Genomic DNA, 15,530 nt, shown 5'->3' on the forward strand with positions numbered 1-15,530 from the left:
TGCTCGGGCCCGTGCGGGTGAGCTGGCGGGGTGCGGAGGTTCCGCTGGGGACTCCGCAGGCGAAGTCGGTGTTCGCGGTGTTGCTGCTGGCCCGGGGTGAGCCGGTGACGCGGGACCGGATCGCGAGCGAGCTCTGGGCGGACACGCCGCCCGCCACGGCGAAGGTCAAGATCCAGGGACTGGTGTCCCAGCTGCGCCGGGCGTTGCCGGAACCGCTGATCCGGACCGAGGGCAGCGGTTATGTCCTCCGCGCGCCCGGCGCGGTGCTGGACGTCGATGTGTTCGCCGGTCAGGTCGCCGAGGCGCGGCGGCTGGTCGACGAGGGCTGGGCCGAGGCGGGTGCCGGAAAGCTGGCCGATGCGCTGGCGCTCTGGCGTGGGCCCGCGCTCGCCGATGTGCCCGTACCCGCCGCGCGCCAGGCCGCTGGCCAGTGGGAAGAGCAACGGCTGGCCGCGATCGGCGACCGGATGGCCGCCGATCTGGAGCTGCGCCGGTGCGACGCGGTCGCCGCCGAGCTGCCGGACCTGATCGCCGCCAACCCGTTCCGCGAGCAGCTCCGCTCGCACCTGATGACCGCGCTGGCCCGGTGCGGCCGGATTCCCGAGGCGCTGCGGGCGTACCGGGACTGGTACGAGGTGCTGCGCGACGAGCTGGGTGTGCCGCCGTCACCGGAGATGCGGGCGCTGCACTGCGGGATCCTGCGCGCCGAACCGGGTCTGCGACCGTCGAGCTACTCGACCTGGCGCCGTCCCGGGGTCCCGGCGCAGTTGCCGCCGGTGCCGGCGGATTTCGTTGGGCGGCAGGCGGAACAGACCGAGCTGACCCGGCGGCTGGCGTCGTTCCCGGTGCAGGTGGTGACCGCGAGCGGCGGTGTCGGCAAGTCGCTGCTGGCCATCCGGGTCGCGCACCGGGTCAAGGGCGACTACCCGGACGGCACCATCCTCGTCCGGTTGCGGGCCACCGGAACCGAGCCGATGACCACCCTCGCCGCGCTCTCGCACTGCCTGCAGGCCCTGGACGTGCCCGCCGACATGCTTCCGGCGGGGGTCGGGGAATGCGCGGAACTGTTCCAGGACATGATGTCCAGCCGACGCGTGCTGTTGGTGCTGGACGATGCCGTTGACCGCCGGCAGGTCTCGCGCCTGCTGCCCAGGCAGTCCCGCAGCGCGGTGATCATCACCGCCCGGCGGCCGATCGACGGCCTGCCGAACTACCCGCTCGGCCCGATGTCCACTGAGGACATCCAGGAACTGTTCGCCCGCAAGGGGTGTGCCGCCAGCAACGACGTTCTCGAACTCTGTCAGGGGATTCCGCTAGCGGCGGTGATCGTCGCGGGCCGGCTCGCCGACCGGCCGGACGCCGACCCGGCCCGGTCCTTGGCGCAGGAGTACACGGAGGACGGTGCCGTTCGCGCGGCTTTCTTGTTCGCGCACGGACTTCTGGGTCCACGGCACGAGACGCTGTTCCGGCGGCTCGGCTTGCTGGCCGGGGTGGACTTCGGCTCGTGGGTGGCCGAGGTGCTGCTCGACGGCCCGGCCGACGGCCTGCTGGACGACCTGGCCCGGTGTCACATGGTTCAGCGGGTCGCGCCCGGCCGCTACCGGCTGCACGACCTGCTGCGGTCGTTCGCCCAGGAGAAGGCGCTTCCCTCGGAACGCGATCCGGGCGCGACCAGGCTCCTCGGCGCCTGGCTGTGGCTGGCCGAGCAGGCCGCCGCGAAGCTGCCCGGCAGCCTGCTGCGCCCTGCTCCCGGTGACGCGCCGAGATACCCGGTCCCGGTTGAGATCGGTGACCCGTACGCGTGGTTCGAGCGGGAACACGTGGGCCTGAGCGCGGCCGTGGACCTCGCCGCCGAGTTGGGCATGGGGGCCATGGCGTGGGAGATCGCGGTGGTGACCGCTGGGTATTTCGACCACCGGGGCCTGCGCGGTGACTGGTTCCGTTGCTACCAAAGGGCTTTGCCGGCTGCCCGGGCGGCGGGGGAGGACCGCGGTGTGGCGGCCCTGCTGCGCGGGATCGGCCAGCTGTGGATCTACTGGGACGACCTCGACCGGGCAATGGCCGTGTTGACCGAGTCCCGCTCGATCAGCGAACGAATCGGCGACCTGCCTGGCGTGGCCCGGGCGATCGCGGCCACCGCCGCGGTCCACCGGGAACGCAACCAGTACGAGCAGGGCCTGGTGGTGGGCCGTCAGGCCCTGGACCTGCTGACCCGGGCCGGTGACCGGCAAGGCGCCATCCAGGCCCGCTGCGGCCTGGCGATCTGCTGCCTGAACCTCGACCGGCCCGGCGAGGCGGAGTCCTGGCTGGACGCCGCTCTGCGCGACTGCGGCACCCTCGGCGACGGCCACCGCATGGCCAGCGTCCTGCAGGCGCAGGCTCAGCTGCACCTCAAGCGGGACGACGTGCCGTCGGCGTTGCGATGCCTGACGAAGGCGATGGAGATGCTCAGCACGATCCGCGACGAGCGGTGCACCGCGAACGCGAGGTTGTTGCTGGGACAGGCTTACGCGTCGCTGGGCGACCACGAGGCCGCCCGCAACACGCTGATCAACGCGTCCATCCAGTACGTCCACACCGGAAACGGCGCCGGTGAGGCCAAGTGCGCGCGTTTGCTGGGCACGCTCACAGCTCGCTGAGCCTGCGGGTGAGGAAGCGGCGCTCGGACTCGGTCGTGGACAACTCCAGCGCACGTTCGTAAGCCTTGCGCGCTTCGACCGTGTCGCCGAGACGTCGCAGCAGTTCGGCGCGGGTGGAGTGGAAGTACCGGTACCCGGCCAGATCCAGACTGTCCACAAGGGACAAAGCGGCGGCCGGCCCATCGGTCTCGGCGACCGCGACCGCGCGGTTCAAATCGACAACCGGCGACCCGGTCAGCTCGCGCAACCTTTGGTACAGAGCGGAAACACCGGCCCAGTCGATCTCCGGATCGGTCTGCAGCGAGGCGATCGCCGCCTGGACGGCGTACTGGCCGCGCGCACCCATCGCGGTCGCCCGGTCCAGGAGCGCCTGCCCCTCGGCGATCTGCCCGGCGTTCCACAGTGCCCGGTCCTGGTCGGCGAGCAGGACGATCTCGCCGTCGCTGGTACGGGCGTCCCGGCGTGAGTCGTGCAGCAGCATCAAAGCCAGCAGCGCCAGCACTTCCGGCTCGTCGGGCATCAACGTCACGAGCATCCTGGTCAGCCGGATCGCCTCGGCCGCGAGGTCCGCACGGCCGTCGCCGTAGCCCTGGTTGAAGATCAGGTACAGCACCGCGAGCACGGTGTTCAGCCTGGTCGGCAGGTCGTGGTCGGGCGGCAGGGCGAACGGGATCCCGGCCACCTTGATCTTGGTCCGCGCCCTGGTCAGCCGCCGTTTCATCGTCTCGTCGGAGACCAGGAAGGCCCGCGCGATCTCGGCGCTGTCCAGCCCGCCCAGCGACCGCAGGGTCAACGCGACCTGCGCCTCGGCCGCCAGCGCCGGGTGACAGCACATGAACACGAGCTCCAGGCGTTCGTCCGGGAAGCTCGTCGGCACGATCTCGGCTTGGTCGGGCATGGGCAGCAACTTCGTCTTCTCGGCCAGGGTGCGCTCCCGGCGGATCCGGTCGATCGCGCGGTTGCGGCCGGTCACCACCAGCCACCCGGCCGGGTTGTCCGGCATCCCGTCGCGCGGCCACCGTTCCGCCGCGAGCGCGAACGCCTCCTGCGCGGCCTCCTCAGCGAGGTCGACATCGCGCAGCGAGCCGACCAGGGACGCGACCACCCGCGCCCACTGGTCGCGAAACACCTCGTCGAGCACTACAGGTCCACCAACGGGCGCACCTCGACCGACCCGCCGAGCCGCACGGCCGGGATCCGGCCCGCGAGCTGCAGCGCGGTGTCCAGGTCGTCCGCCTCGACCAGGTAGTAACCGCCGAAGATCTCCTTGGTGTCGGCGAACGGCCCGTCGGTGAGCAGGAGCTCACCGTCCTTCATCCGCACGGTCGTCGCCGTCGTCGGCGGCTGCAGCTGCTCGCCGCCGATGATGTGGCTGTCCGCCCGCAGCGCGACGTACTCGGCGGACACGGCCTTGCGGTCCTCGTCGGTGAAGCCGATGTAGGCCCCGGGGTTCTCGTTGATCAGCAGCGCGTACCTCATCGGTGCGACGTTCCCTTCAGACAGCACGGTTGTAGACGACACGGACGGCCTGGCCGACCTGCTCCGCCGAAGCGAGCCGCAGGTCCAGTGGCCGCTCGAACAGCTTCCGGCCCTCGCCGAGCACGATCGGGAAGATCATCAGACGGTACTGGTCCACCAGGTCGTGGGCACGCAGCCCGGCCACGACGCTCGCGCTGCCGGTGATCACGATGTCCTGGTGCTCCTTGCGCTTGGCGACCACATCGACGAGTTCCTCCTGCAGCAGCGACGAGTTCGCCCACGCCGACACGTCGGTCAGCGACCGGGACGCGACGAGCTTGGGGATGGCGTTCATCTTCCGCGAGAACTCGTCGGTCCGCGACGGCCAGATCCGGGCGAACATCTCCCAGGTCGTCCGGCCGAGCAGCATCAGGCCGGTGTCCAGGATCGGGCCGAGCACGAACTTGTCGCCCGCGACCGCCTCCGGCCCGTACCGGAACGCCCACCCGCCGTTCGCGGTGCCCTCGGCTCCGCTCGGGTCCTCGATCACGCCGTCGAGAGTGCTGAACTGCATCACGATGACCTGTCCCATGACTGCCTCCTTGCTCGGTTCGCCCAGGTGACGAACGGGGACCCCACGCGGGGACAGCCATTTGATGTGACGCCGGTCACATTAATGGCGACGGTGTGGCTGACCGCTCGGGGGTGGTTCACGCGGTGCCGTCTAAGCTGGTGGGAGGCGTTTTGGGAGGGGAACCTTGACCACACAGCCACTGGTCGGCGTGCTCGCGTTGCAGGGCGACGTGCGTGAGCACGTGGCCGCGCTGACCGAGTGTGATGTGCGCGTGCGGGCGGTGCGGCGCGTGGAAGAGCTCGACGACCTGCACGGCATCGTGCTGCCCGGCGGCGAGTCCACCACCATGTCGCGGCTGCTGGAGACGTTCGAGCTGCTGGACCCGCTGCGCGAGCGGATCGCGGCCGGCCTGCCCGCCTACGGTTCCTGCGCGGGCATGATCATGCTCGCCTCGAAGGTCCTCGACGGCCGCCCCGACCAGCACCAGCTGGGCGGGATCGACATGATCGTGCGGCGCAACGCGTTCGGCCGGCAGGTCGACAGCTTCGAGGAGGACCTGGACTTCACCGGGATCGACGGCGGCTCGCTGCACGCCGTGTTCATCCGGGCGCCATGGGTCGAGTCGGTGTCCCCGGAGGTCGAAGTACTCGCCACCGTCCCGGACACCCCGAACGCCGGAGCGGCCGCCGGTAGGATCGTCGCGGTTCGGCAACAGTCCGTGCTCGCCACCGCGTTCCACCCGGAGCTCACCGGTGATGGGCGGGTGCACCGGCTGTTCACGAAGATGGTACGGGCGTCCTGACTGGCGCTACGAGGCAACGGAGGAGAAATGAGCGGCCACTCCAAGTGGGCGACGACCAAACACAAGAAGGCCGCCCTCGACGCCAAGCGTGGCAAGCTGTTCGCGAAGCTGATCAAGAACATCGAGGTCGCCGCGCGGACCGGCGGGGGCGACCCGGACGGCAACCCGACGCTGTACGACGCCATGCAGAAGGCGCGCAAGAACTCGGTCCCGGCGGACAACATCGAGCGCGCGCGCAAGCGGGGCGGCGGTGAGGAGGCGGGCGGCGCCGAGTGGCAGACCATCATGTACGAGGGCTACGGCCCCAACGGCGTGGCGGTGCTGGTCGAGTGCCTGACCGACAACCGCAACCGCGCGGCCGGTGAGGTGCGCACGGCGATGACCCGCAACGGCGGCTCGATGGCCGACCCGGGGTCGGTGTCGTACCTGTTCAACCGCAAGGGCGTGGTGATCATCCCGTCGGCCGGGCTGACCGAGGACGACGTGCTGATGGCGGTGATCGACGCGGGCGCCGAGGAGGTCAACAACCTCGGCGAGAGCTTCGAGATCGTCTCCGAGGCCACCGACCTGGTCGCGGTGCGCAAGGCCGTGCAGGACGCGGGCTACGACTACGAGTCGGCCGAGTCGAGCTTCCTGCCGTCGGTGTCGGTGCCGCTGGAGGCCGACGGTGCGCGCAAGGTGTTCAAGCTGATCGACGCGCTCGAAGACTGCGACGACGTGCAGAACGTCTACGCCAACTTCGACGTGTCGGATGAAGTCATGGAGGCCGTGGGCTGAGCGAGGTCGTTCTCGAGGAACCCCGGGCGCGGCCCGGGGTTCCTCTCGCATTGTGGCGGCTGGTCATTCTGGCCAGCGCGTTGACTGGCTTCGGCCTGGCGGTGTCGCGGTTGCATGACCCGCTGACGGCGTTGAGCCAGCAGGCGAGCCTGCTCACCGGCGTCGTCTACGCGGTGCTGCTCGTGCACGGGCTGGTCACCGGCCGTGAGCCGCGGGCGTGGTGGTGGCGCGGGACGCTGGTGATCATGCTGATGCTGGTCTGCGTCACGTTCATCACCATCCTGCAGGGCACCCTGGGCCGGCTGGACTCGCTGCTGGAGCACCTGATCACGCCGCTGCTGGTGCTGGCAGACTTCCTGGTGGTGGGCCGGGTGGTCACCAAGTGGTGGTATCCCATCACCTGGTTGGGGCTCCCGTTGGTGTACCTCGTCTACTACGTGGCCGCCGATCTGACCCTGTACGGGAAGTTCCTGAACCCCGGCCGGAGCAGTTTTCCCTTGGTGATCACCGGGTTCATGGCCGCTTTGCTCGCGCTGGGCTACCTGCTGCACGGCTACGGCACACTCAGGCGGGTTACTCCCCGGACGAGTGACCCTGCACAATGACGTCCGTGACAGCCGCCCCACTGAACCCCGATGAGCAGCGTTACCGCGACTGGATCCTGCGTGAGGTCGAGACCACCGGCGCCGTGGTGATCGACGTCCCGCCGGACGAAGAGGGCGCCGGCTACACGTTCTCGGTGGGCGCCTGGCGGCGGTTCGGCGTCGCCGAGGCGGTGGTCCTCGGCCTGCCCGAGGGCATGGGCAACATCCTGATCAACCTGTACCTGGACCGCGCCAAAGCCGGCGAACGCTTCCTGCCGGGGCACATCTACGAGAACTTCTTCGAAGGCGTCCCGATCACGGTCGAACGCGTGGCCAAGGGCCACTACATGGAGTACTTCGGCAGCGCCTTCGTGCTGTACCGCAAGGGCGACTTCCCCGCCCTGCAGCTGATCGTGCCGACCCCGCAGGGCCACTGGCCGTGGTCCCCGGACGCCCCGCCCGGCTTCCAGGACTGGCAGCACGTGCTCACCGAAAGCGGCCTCCCGGAAAGCTGGCTGCCCGGCCACAACGGCCCGTAATCCGCTCGCTCCGGACGGCATCCGGCCCTAACCTCACGCCGCGAGAGTGAGGAGAGCGCCTTCAACGAAGCGGACTTCTGGGGCAGGCTTGAGTACCGGGTGGGCGAGGAGCTGTTCAAGAGCGAAGATGCCCGTCGGCATGGGATGTGGTGTGACGGGTTCGTGCCCGAGGTGTACGACCTGGACTCCCCGCTGCCTTGTGTCCGTGGCCGGGCGTGGATCGGCTACGGGCCCAGCAAGCAGGACCCGTACGAGTTCACGCTGATCCTTCCGCGCGGCCTGCGGTCCAAGGACGACATCGACTGGGCCGCGCTGATGCCCGCCGATGACATGACCGGCTGGCTGACCTACAGCCGGGAGTGGAAGACGTTGGTGATCTACCCGGCCGCGGCCGTCCCGGGGTGAACGCCCGGGCCGGCGCGACACCGGCCCGGACGAACGTCGAACTCACCCCCGACGAATGTGGAACTCACCCGCGACGAATGTGGGACACACCCGCGACGAATGTGGGACACACCCGCGACGAACGGGGGACACACCCCGGAGGAAAGGGGGACACGGCTGGGAGGAAAGGGGGACATGCGTGGGGTTAGGGGAAGGTGGTGACCTTGGAGACGGTGTGGGAGCCGTTGGCGGTGTCGCCGGTGTTGTTGATGACGCGGGCGATCGTGCCCGCGCCGCCCAGGGAGACCGTGACCAGGCTGTGGAAGCGGACGCCCGCGTTGGCCGGCACCTCGAAGGCGCGGTCGGCGACCACGCTGCGGTTCGTGCTGAAGTTGCAGTAGCTGCCCAGGCCCCAGGCCTCGTGTGAGGTCACGTTGGCGCCGACCTTGTAGGCCGCGTAGCCGCGCGTCGAGCCGTTCATCCACGCGCCCTGGTTCGGCGGGTCGTAGGGCATTTCGTTCTGGTAGAAGTAGGTCCGGCCGCCGTTGCCGTTCCAAAGCGTCTGGTAGCGCTGGTAATGCTCGACGAACAGGCCGTACGCGGTCACGTTGTTGCCGTTGACCTGCAGGCCGACGTCAGCGGTGTTGGTGGTCCAGCCGACGCCGGAACCGTGGTCGGCGCGCCAGATCCAGGCGTGGTCGAGGATCACGTTGCCGCTGTTGATCACGACGCTGTTGGTGGCCTTGCCGACGCCCGCGCCGCCGACCCGGACGAACAGGTCGCTCAGCGAGGTCGGGTTGGCACTGTGGTTGGCGCTGGACCCGTTGGGGCCCACCTGAACCAGCGTCTGCGAGTTCGCCGGGCCCGCGTCGACCAGCACACCGGCGATCTTCACACCGTCCACATCGGACACCGACAGCGCGGTGATCCCGTTGTCCGGCACAAAGGTCGCGAGACCCAGGCCCAGCACGACGGTGTTGGCGCGGGTGATGTTGATGGTCTGGTTGAGGTGGTACACGCCCGGCGTCACGAGCAGGTTCTGCCCGGCGGCCAGGGCCGAGTTGATCGCCGCGGCGGTCGTGCCGGGCTTGACGATGAAGAACTGCGAGATCGGCAGCGACTGCCCGGCGGGCGCGCCGTTCTGCCAGGTCGTGCCGCGGGCGTTGGTGCGCAGGGCGGGCACGAAGACGTTCCAGTTACCGGCGCCGTCGACGTACAGGAAAGGCTTGTCCCGCACCACAGGCGTGTTCGCCACGACGGTGTACGGCGGGTTCGGGAACGTGTTGCCCGGCGATCCGGCGACCCCGGTGAACACCATGTTCCAGTTCGACCCGGCCCAGCTGCCGATCTGCGAGTCGCGCGTGTACCACTGCTGCTGCGAGCCGGACCGTATCTGGCCGTCGATCCTGCTGTCCGAGATGAACCCGCCGCTGGACCAGCCGCCGTCGTCCAGCGCCAGGTTGCCCTTCAGGTGCATCCGCCGGTACGGCGCGGCCTGCGAGACCGCCCACCGGTCGTTGCCGCCGTTCGGGGCCACGGCGAGGTTCTCCGCGCCGCGCCAGAAGTTCAGCGTCGCGTTGCCGCCCATCCAGTCCGCCTCGGCGTGCACCGAGCCGGTGATGTTGGTGTTGTCCGGCGACAGCCCCAGGCCCAGGACCTGCGTGTAGTAGCCGACGTTCACGTTGACGTTGTAGGAGCCCGGCGTGAACAGGAACGCCATCCGCTGCTGGCCGAACTGGTTGCGTTCCTGCTGGCTGAAGGTGCTGTTCACCTGTTGCTGGATGGTCGACGCCGGGGTCTGCGGGGTGAAGATCCGGACGTTCGGACCGAGGTCGGGGGCGGCGGCGATGGCGACGTCGGCTTGGGCCGCGGGGGTGAGCAACGCCCCGGCGAGGCCGGCCAGCACGACTAGCCGGAATGGCCGTGAGAGCACAACTTCTCCTTCACGTCGGCCGTGGGCCCGCGGCTGCGGGGAGCGGGCACATGCGGCACCGGCTCCACCTGGCGGCGGCGCGCTTTCTGCGCGGCGTGGATTAAGTCGTGATGGTAGCGCTCTCACGGACGCGCGCAAGGTTTGTGCACGCTGAGCGGGACACTATGGTGATCACCAGCGCCGCCAGCAGCTACGTTCCAGCGAACCCTGCATACCTGGAGGTACCCGTGCGCCGTCGGCGTGGTGGCATCTTTCTCGCGGCTTTCCTGGCCCTGGCGGGGCTTTCAGCGCCTGCCCAGGCCGCGTCGCGAACCTTCGATCCTTCGGACGCGGTCACCCTGATCACCGGTGACAAGGTCGTCCCAGGTGCAAACGGCGGCGCCGGGTACCTGTTGCCCGCGCCCGGCCGGGAACGCCAGACATTTACCAGTTTCCAGTCAGCGGGCCACACATACATCATCCCGGCGGACGCGATGCCGCTGCTGGCCACCAAGACCATCGACAGACGGCTGTTCGACATCACCGAGCTGCGCGCGTACCACGGGACGCTGCCGCTGATCGTCAAGTACGCCTCGGCGCAGCGGCCGCTCACGCAGACCGCGGGCGCGGTCGACCTGCCGAGCATCAACGCCGCCGCGATCAAGGCCGACCCCGCCTCGTTCTGGCCCAGTTTGTCCGGCCGGTCGCTCACATCCAGTGGCATCGCGAAGGTCTGGCTGGACGGGCAGCGGCAGGCGTTGCTGGACCACAGCGTTCCGCAGATCGGGGCGCCTACCGCCTGGGCCGCCGGGTACACCGGCACCGGTGTGACCGTCGCGGTGCTCGACACCGGCGTGGACAGCTCGCACCCCGACCTGGCCACCCAGGTCGTCGGCGAGAGGAACTTCTCCGGCTCCAAGGACACGCTGGACCACTACGGGCACGGCACGCACGTGGCGTCGATCGTCGCGGGAACCGGCGCGAAGTCCGGCGGCAAGTACCGCGGTGTTGCGCCGGGTGCACGCATCCTCGATGTGAAGGTCCTGGGGGACAACGGTTCCGGTGCGGACTCGGGGATCATCGAGGGCATGCAGTGGGCCGCCGAGCAGGGCGCGGACGTGGTCAACATGAGCCTCGGCACCTTCGACAGCCCGGAGGTCGACCCGGTCGAGGAGGCGGTGAACACGTTGTCCGCCAAGTACGGCACGCTGTTCGTGATCGCCGCGGGCAACTCCGGGCCCGGCGCGGGCACGATCGGTTCGCCGGGCAGCGCGGACGCGGCGCTGACCGTCGGCGCGGTCGACCGGGACAACCAGATCGCCGAGTTCTCCGCACGCGGCCCCCGCGAGGGCGGCGGGATGATCAAGCCGGACCTCACCGCGCCCGGCGTCGGCATCGTGGCCGCGCGGCACGCGGACGGCCGGATCGGCGAGCCGGTCGGCGAGGGCTACACCAGGCTGTCCGGTACCTCGATGGCCACACCGCACGTGGCTGGCGCGGCTGCTTTGCTTGCGCAGCAACACCCTGAACTCACCGGTGAGCAGCTGAAGGCGTTGCTGGCCGGCGCGAGCACCCCGACTCCAGGGTTGACGCCGTTCGAGCAGGGCGCGGGCCGGGTGGACTCGGCGAAGGTGCTCAAGCAGACCGTGACCAGCCAGCCGGTCAGCCTGAGCTTCGGCACCGACCAGTGGCCGCACGCCGGGAAACCCGCTGTCACCAAGGAGATCACGTACGCCAACAGCAGCGCCACCCCGGTGACGCTGGACCTCAAGGTGGACACCAACGGCGGCGTGTTCAGCGTGTCACCGGAGCAAATCGTTGTTCCCGCAGGCGGAAAGGCTTCCGCCACAGTCAAAGCCGAGGTGAGCAAGGCGCCGGACGGCGGCCAGTTCGGCGGCGCCGTGGTCGCCTCCGGCGGCGGGATGTCGGTGCGCACCGCGGTCGAGGTCGGCCTGGAGGTGGAGAGCTACGACGTCACGATCACCGCGCACGACCGGACCGGCGCCGCGCCGGGCTTCGCGCACGCGTTCATGACCAATCTGGACACCGGTGAGCTGGTGTTCCTGCCGGACTTCGTGGACGGCAAGCTGGTGCAGCGGCTGGCGGCCGGGCGGTACCTGCTGTCCGGCTCGGTGATGACCGGCGAGCCGTTCGCGTCGGATGTGTTGAACGCCCCCAACCTGCGGATCTCCGGGCCGGTCACGATCGACCTGGATGCCCGTACGGCCAAGCCGCTGAACCTCAAGCTCCCCGACGACAAGGCGCAGCTGTCGTTGCTGCAGATCGGGTTCCAGCGGATCGCCGGGCCGCACCGCTACACGATCGGCAGCATTTCCCGCGGCGGTGACGTGAGCACGCTCGGCTTCGCGCAGCTCGGCCCGGACGCCCCGCCGAACGAGGCCACCGGCCAGCTCGCCACCAACTGGACCTCGGACGCCGGGCTGTACGGGCTGGCGTGGTACCGCAAGGGCGGCCTGCACACCGGGCTGTCGAAGGTGATCAAGCCGTCGGACCTGGCCAGGGTGCAGGTGCACCTCGGCGCGGTGGGCGACGAGTCGTACGTCGGGCTGACCTCGTCGCCGCACAACGCCCGTGCCGACTGGGGCTGGGGCGCGTTGACACCCGTGAAAACCGGTGTGTACACGGAGTTCTACGGTGGTGAGAACGCCGACTGGTCGCGCCGGCTGAGCGTGCCGGGGGAGAACTACGAGTCGTTCATGGGCGCGGTGAAGTCGTACGCACCCGGCCGGACGTACTCGGAGTCGTTGTATCGCGGCGTTTTCGGTCCCGCGTTCCCGGACACGCGGGACGACTTGTGGGTGCAGCAACGGGATGACCTGATGGTGGTCGCGTTGCCGCTGTTCAGCGATGGCGCGGGCAACGCGGGCTTCTCGGCGACCACCTCGGCGTCGACCAAGCTGTACCGCGACGACGAACTGCTCGGCCAGACCTCGGACGCCGGAGTGGGCCGGTTCGTTCTGCCCGCGGGTCCGGCGAAGTACCGCATCACCACCGAGGCGACCCGCACCGGGCACACCCAGGCGACCAAGGTGTCGGGCACCTGGACGTTCACCGGCGACCGGAGCACCGGCGTGAGGCAGCACCCGGTTTCCGCCGTCCGGTTCACGCCTGCGTTGGACGACAATGGATCTGTTCGAAAGGGCCTGTTCGCCCTGCCGGTGTCGGTGGAGAACCAGCCGGGCACGACCTCGAAACAGCGTCTGCGGTCTGTTCAGGTCTCCTACGACCAAGGCGCGACTTGGCTGACCGCACCGGTGATCGGCGGCTATGCGCTGCTGTGCCACCCCGCCAACGCCAAGTCGGTCTCGTTGCGGGCCACCGCCGCCGACCGCGCGGGCAACTCCGTCGACCAGACCATCATCGACGCGTACTCGCTGCGGTGATTCGAAGTGCGGGGCGCCAGGTTCAGGCGCCCCGCACGCTCTGCCAGACTGTCTCAATGGATGGACTGGACTCCGCCGCCGTCATACGCACCCATGTGGACGCCTTCAACCGCGGCGACATCAACGCATTGATGGCGGGCTTCACCGAGGACGCCCGCTGGGTCACCGGTGAGACGGTCATCCTGGGCTACCAAGGCCTCACCGACTTCTTCGGCGGCGCCATCACCAGCCTCAAACCCCAGCTGACCATCATGGACCTGCTGGCCGACGGCGACCGCGTGGCCTGCCAGCTGCGCGAGGCGGTGAGCGGCCAGGTGTTCTTCATCGCGGGCTTCTACCGCGTCCGCCACGGCCGGATCGCCGCGGCCAAGATCTACCGCGAAGGCAGCGCCGACCTGTAACCCGGTGTCCTGTATCGTTCTCGGCGGCATAGGCCTGGTCGTGGTGGGGATCATCGCGGCCGCGTGGCTGTTGTTGGCGTACGGCCAAGGAACCGAGTCCGACCGCAACCAACTGGAAGCGATCAAGACCACCAGGAACGTGTAGCCGCCGCATCGGAAGCGGACGTTCTGGCGGACCATCACGCTGGACCTGGCGGGTGCCACGCTGCTGGACTTCGACCTGGGATGTACCGAGCCGCTGACGGCGACATTCGCGGACGCCGTCTTTCTGGGGGATGCGCGGTTCGAAGCGACGAGGTTCAACACCACCAGGGTCAGCATGGAAGGTGCGCTGGTCCGCACGGATGCCGAGCCCTTGCCGCCGCGGATCTGGCCGCCCGGGTTCACCGAGGCGCCCGAGTCCGGGCCCATCGAGGGACTGGAAGGGTCCTGGGCCCGGCTCGTCCGCGAGTGAACTACTACTGGACGGCGTTCGCGGTCAGGCTCGCGTACCAGGAGCTCCAAGGGTCGTTGGTGGCCGGGTAGTTGGCCAACGGTGTGGTGGCGTCGGACGCCGAGTCGAAGTCCCAGCCGCGGACGATCTTCCCGGCGTTGCGGGAGTTCACGATGAAGCTGGAGTTCGTGGCAGTGCTGGCGTAGAACTGCGCGCCCTGCTGCAGGTCGGCGTTTTCGCCTGCCTGGAACTCGTCGAAGGCGATCTGCTGGTAGCGGATCCGCCCGCCGTTGGTCGCGGGGGTGGTGTAGCGGAGGGTGTTGCTGGGCGTGGGCCCGTCGGCGCCGGTCCAGACGGACAGGGCGCCGGAGACGGACTTGTTGTAGCGGGCGTCGGAGGTCTTGGCGTTGCCGGTCCAGGACACCGCGGAGCTGCCGACCGTGCCGTTCCAGGTCCAGTTCTGGCTGTTGTTCTGGCTCTTGTGGATCTCGCGCACGGTGTTGGTGCCGGTGAAGGCGACCGTGGGCAGCACGCCGTTGTCGAACTGGGCGCTGGCCGACCAGGTGATCTCGCCCTGGCTGTTGAGCTGGCCGACGTGCGACCAAAGCGTTGTGGCGGACTGGGACTGGTGGACCTCGACGAGGGTTCCGTTGTCGTTCAACGCCACTGCGGGGGTTTGGCCGTTGTCGTACTTGCCGTGCCGCAACCAGGTCACCCGGCCATCTGCGCCGTATGTGCCAGTCCAGTACCAAAGGCCGCCGGCGCCGGAGTCGTGCACCTCGACGATCTGGCCGCGCCCGTTCAGCGCCACCGCGGGGTTGTAACCGACATCCCGCTTGTACTCGGCGCGGCTGCCGGAGTCACCGGACAGCAACACGATCACCCGCCCGCGCAGGCTGTCCACCGACGGCAGCGTCCCGGGAATGTCCTTGGCCAGCACCAGCCGCGAGCCGAACACGCTCGAGATGGACGCGTTCAGCGCCGTCATGTTCCCGGCGGCGAACGAGGGGTTGTCGGTCAGGTCGTCCTTCAGGTCGAGCATCACGACGATCGGCGCGTGCGTCGAGTGCTGGGCCGACCACGTGTTGACCACGGACATCCAGTCGCGGAGGTTGTTCGACGCGGGGTTGCCGTTGTGGTCGACCTGGTTGCCGGGGCTGTCGTGGCCGATCTGGTAGTCGCCCGCGTAACCGTTGTCGTGCACGTCGTACTCGATGAACCGCACGCCGTGGTCCAACTGGTAGGTGATGGACTGTTTGGCACCACCCGAATAGCTGTTGTGGGTGGCCTTGAAGATGGCCGAGGCGAACGGGGTGTCGGCGGCGGCGCTCGCGGCGGGAACGACCAGAGCCGCGGCGATCAGGACAGGCAGCAGGCGCATGCCGAGCAGGCTAGGTGACTCACTAAGCAGTTCGCCCGGGTTTGCGTGAACAGTGGCCGAACGGATGCGCGGCCGGACGGCTCGCGAGCAATGCCCGGATTGCACATGATCCGATACCAGGAGTGTGACAACAACGCAATAGTCAGGCGGCGGCAACAAACTGACAGTGTTGTCCGAACTTTTCCGGCCCGGCATTGAACAGAACCTAATGCGCATGCGTAGTGACCCGTTGCGAACAACGG

General features: G+C 69.0%; 15 protein-coding genes. 10 read left to right on the forward strand and 5 right to left on the reverse strand.

What is annotated here, in order from left to right; translation table 11 throughout:
• Positions 1 to 11 precede the first annotated feature (11 nt).
• Positions 12 to 2,639, forward strand: a complete 2,628-nt coding sequence (locus AB0J95_RS07815) for a BTAD domain-containing putative transcriptional regulator (RefSeq protein WP_364753946.1) — start codon at positions 12 to 14, stop codon at positions 2,637 to 2,639.
• Here the strand turns inward: AB0J95_RS07815 and AB0J95_RS07820 are convergent.
• From AB0J95_RS07820 to AB0J95_RS07830, 3 genes are read right to left on the reverse strand one after another with little or no spacing between them, the layout of a single operon-like run.
• Complete coding sequence (locus AB0J95_RS07820) at positions 2,626 to 3,780, reverse strand: DUF6596 domain-containing protein (protein ID WP_364753949.1); 1,155 nt, start codon at positions 3,778 to 3,780, stop codon at positions 2,626 to 2,628. The two genes, AB0J95_RS07815 and AB0J95_RS07820, sit on opposite strands and share 14 nt — an antisense overlap.
• Complete coding sequence (locus AB0J95_RS07825) at positions 3,780 to 4,118, reverse strand: YciI family protein (RefSeq protein ID WP_364753951.1); 339 nt, start codon at positions 4,116 to 4,118, stop codon at positions 3,780 to 3,782. Before AB0J95_RS07825 ends, AB0J95_RS07820 begins: the two co-directional genes overlap by 1 nt.
• A gap of 16 nt (positions 4,119 to 4,134) precedes the next feature.
• Positions 4,135 to 4,689: a dihydrofolate reductase family protein gene (locus AB0J95_RS07830; protein ID WP_364753954.1), complete on the reverse strand. Its 555-nt coding sequence runs from the start codon at positions 4,687 to 4,689 to the stop codon at positions 4,135 to 4,137.
• Positions 4,690 to 4,855: 166 nt separating this feature from the next.
• Between AB0J95_RS07830 and pdxT the strand changes: the two genes are divergently transcribed.
• From pdxT to AB0J95_RS07855, 5 genes are all read left to right on the forward strand, one after another.
• The gene (gene pdxT / locus AB0J95_RS07835; RefSeq protein WP_364753957.1) at positions 4,856 to 5,473 is read left to right on the forward strand and encodes a pyridoxal 5'-phosphate synthase glutaminase subunit PdxT; all 618 of its coding nucleotides are present in this window, start codon (positions 4,856 to 4,858) and stop codon (positions 5,471 to 5,473) included.
• Positions 5,474 to 5,500: 27 nt separating this feature from the next.
• Positions 5,501 to 6,250 (forward strand): YebC/PmpR family DNA-binding transcriptional regulator, encoded by a 750-nt coding sequence (locus AB0J95_RS07840; RefSeq protein WP_364753960.1) that lies wholly within the window; start codon positions 5,501 to 5,503, stop codon positions 6,248 to 6,250.
• Positions 6,251 to 6,300: 50 nt separating this feature from the next.
• Positions 6,301 to 6,855 (forward strand): hypothetical protein, encoded by a 555-nt coding sequence (locus AB0J95_RS07845; RefSeq protein ID WP_364753963.1) that lies wholly within the window; start codon positions 6,301 to 6,303, stop codon positions 6,853 to 6,855.
• Positions 6,852 to 7,373, forward strand: coding sequence for a DUF4262 domain-containing protein (locus AB0J95_RS07850; protein WP_364753966.1), 522 nt, complete (start codon positions 6,852 to 6,854; stop codon positions 7,371 to 7,373). The genes AB0J95_RS07845 and AB0J95_RS07850 overlap by 4 nt, the downstream gene beginning before the upstream one ends.
• A 99-nt stretch (positions 7,374 to 7,472) precedes the next feature.
• Positions 7,473 to 7,778, forward strand: a complete 306-nt coding sequence (locus AB0J95_RS07855) for a hypothetical protein (protein ID WP_364753968.1) — start codon at positions 7,473 to 7,475, stop codon at positions 7,776 to 7,778.
• 184 nt (positions 7,779 to 7,962) lie between these two features.
• On the opposite strand, the gene AB0J95_RS07860 is transcribed toward AB0J95_RS07855, so the two are convergent.
• The gene (locus AB0J95_RS07860) at positions 7,963 to 9,690 is read right to left on the reverse strand and encodes a coagulation factor 5/8 type domain-containing protein (RefSeq protein ID WP_364753971.1); all 1,728 of its coding nucleotides are present in this window, start codon (positions 9,688 to 9,690) and stop codon (positions 7,963 to 7,965) included.
• 227 nt (positions 9,691 to 9,917) lie between these two features.
• On the opposite strand from AB0J95_RS07860, the gene AB0J95_RS07865 reads away from it, so the two are divergent.
• From AB0J95_RS07865 to AB0J95_RS07880, 4 genes are all read left to right on the forward strand, one after another.
• Positions 9,918 to 13,073 carry a S8 family peptidase gene (locus AB0J95_RS07865; RefSeq protein WP_364753973.1) on the forward strand — a complete coding sequence of 1,052 codons (3,156 nt, stop codon included), beginning with the start codon at positions 9,918 to 9,920 and terminating at the stop codon, positions 13,071 to 13,073.
• A gap of 56 nt (positions 13,074 to 13,129) precedes the next feature.
• Positions 13,130 to 13,474 carry a nuclear transport factor 2 family protein gene (locus AB0J95_RS07870; RefSeq protein ID WP_364753976.1) on the forward strand — a complete coding sequence of 115 codons (345 nt, stop codon included), beginning with the start codon at positions 13,130 to 13,132 and terminating at the stop codon, positions 13,472 to 13,474.
• Between the two features lie 4 nt (positions 13,475 to 13,478).
• A complete protein-coding gene (locus AB0J95_RS07875) occupies positions 13,479 to 13,619 on the forward strand; it encodes a hypothetical protein (protein ID WP_364753978.1) in 141 nt (46 codons plus the stop codon).
• Positions 13,620 to 13,793: 174 nt separating this feature from the next.
• Positions 13,794 to 13,928, forward strand: a complete 135-nt coding sequence (locus tag AB0J95_RS07880; protein WP_364753980.1) for a hypothetical protein — start codon at positions 13,794 to 13,796, stop codon at positions 13,926 to 13,928.
• Positions 13,929 to 13,932: 4 nt separating this feature from the next.
• Here AB0J95_RS07880 and AB0J95_RS07885 read toward each other — a convergent pair whose 3' ends face one another.
• Positions 13,933 to 15,288: a phosphatidylinositol-specific phospholipase C domain-containing protein gene (locus AB0J95_RS07885; protein WP_364753982.1), complete on the reverse strand. Its 1,356-nt coding sequence runs from the start codon at positions 15,286 to 15,288 to the stop codon at positions 13,933 to 13,935.
• Between the last annotated feature and the right edge of the window lie 242 nt (positions 15,289 to 15,530).

The organism is Actinocrispum sp. NPDC049592, assembly GCF_040675465.1.
Taxonomy (GTDB): domain Bacteria; phylum Actinomycetota; class Actinomycetes; order Mycobacteriales; family Pseudonocardiaceae; genus Kibdelosporangium.

Bases quoted from the DNA above. Each gene is read 5' to 3' on its own strand.
- AB0J95_RS07825 (WP_364753951.1), bottom strand. From the start codon at position 4,118: ATGAGGTACGCGCTGCTGATCAACGAGAACCCCGGGGCCTACATCGGC.
- AB0J95_RS07830 (WP_364753954.1), bottom strand. From the start codon at position 4,689: ATGGGACAGGTCATCGTGATGCAGTTCAGCACTCTCGACGGCGTGATC.
- AB0J95_RS07840 (WP_364753960.1), top strand. From the start codon at position 5,501: ATGAGCGGCCACTCCAAGTGGGCGACGACCAAACACAAGAAGGCCGCC.
- AB0J95_RS07850 (WP_364753966.1), top strand. From the start codon at position 6,852: ATGACGTCCGTGACAGCCGCCCCACTGAACCCCGATGAGCAGCGTTAC.
- AB0J95_RS07870 (WP_364753976.1), top strand. From the start codon at position 13,130: ATGGATGGACTGGACTCCGCCGCCGTCATACGCACCCATGTGGACGCC.
- AB0J95_RS07880 (WP_364753980.1), top strand. From the start codon at position 13,794: ATGGAAGGTGCGCTGGTCCGCACGGATGCCGAGCCCTTGCCGCCGCGG.
- AB0J95_RS07885 (WP_364753982.1), bottom strand. From the start codon at position 15,288: ATGCGCCTGCTGCCTGTCCTGATCGCCGCGGCTCTGGTCGTTCCCGCC.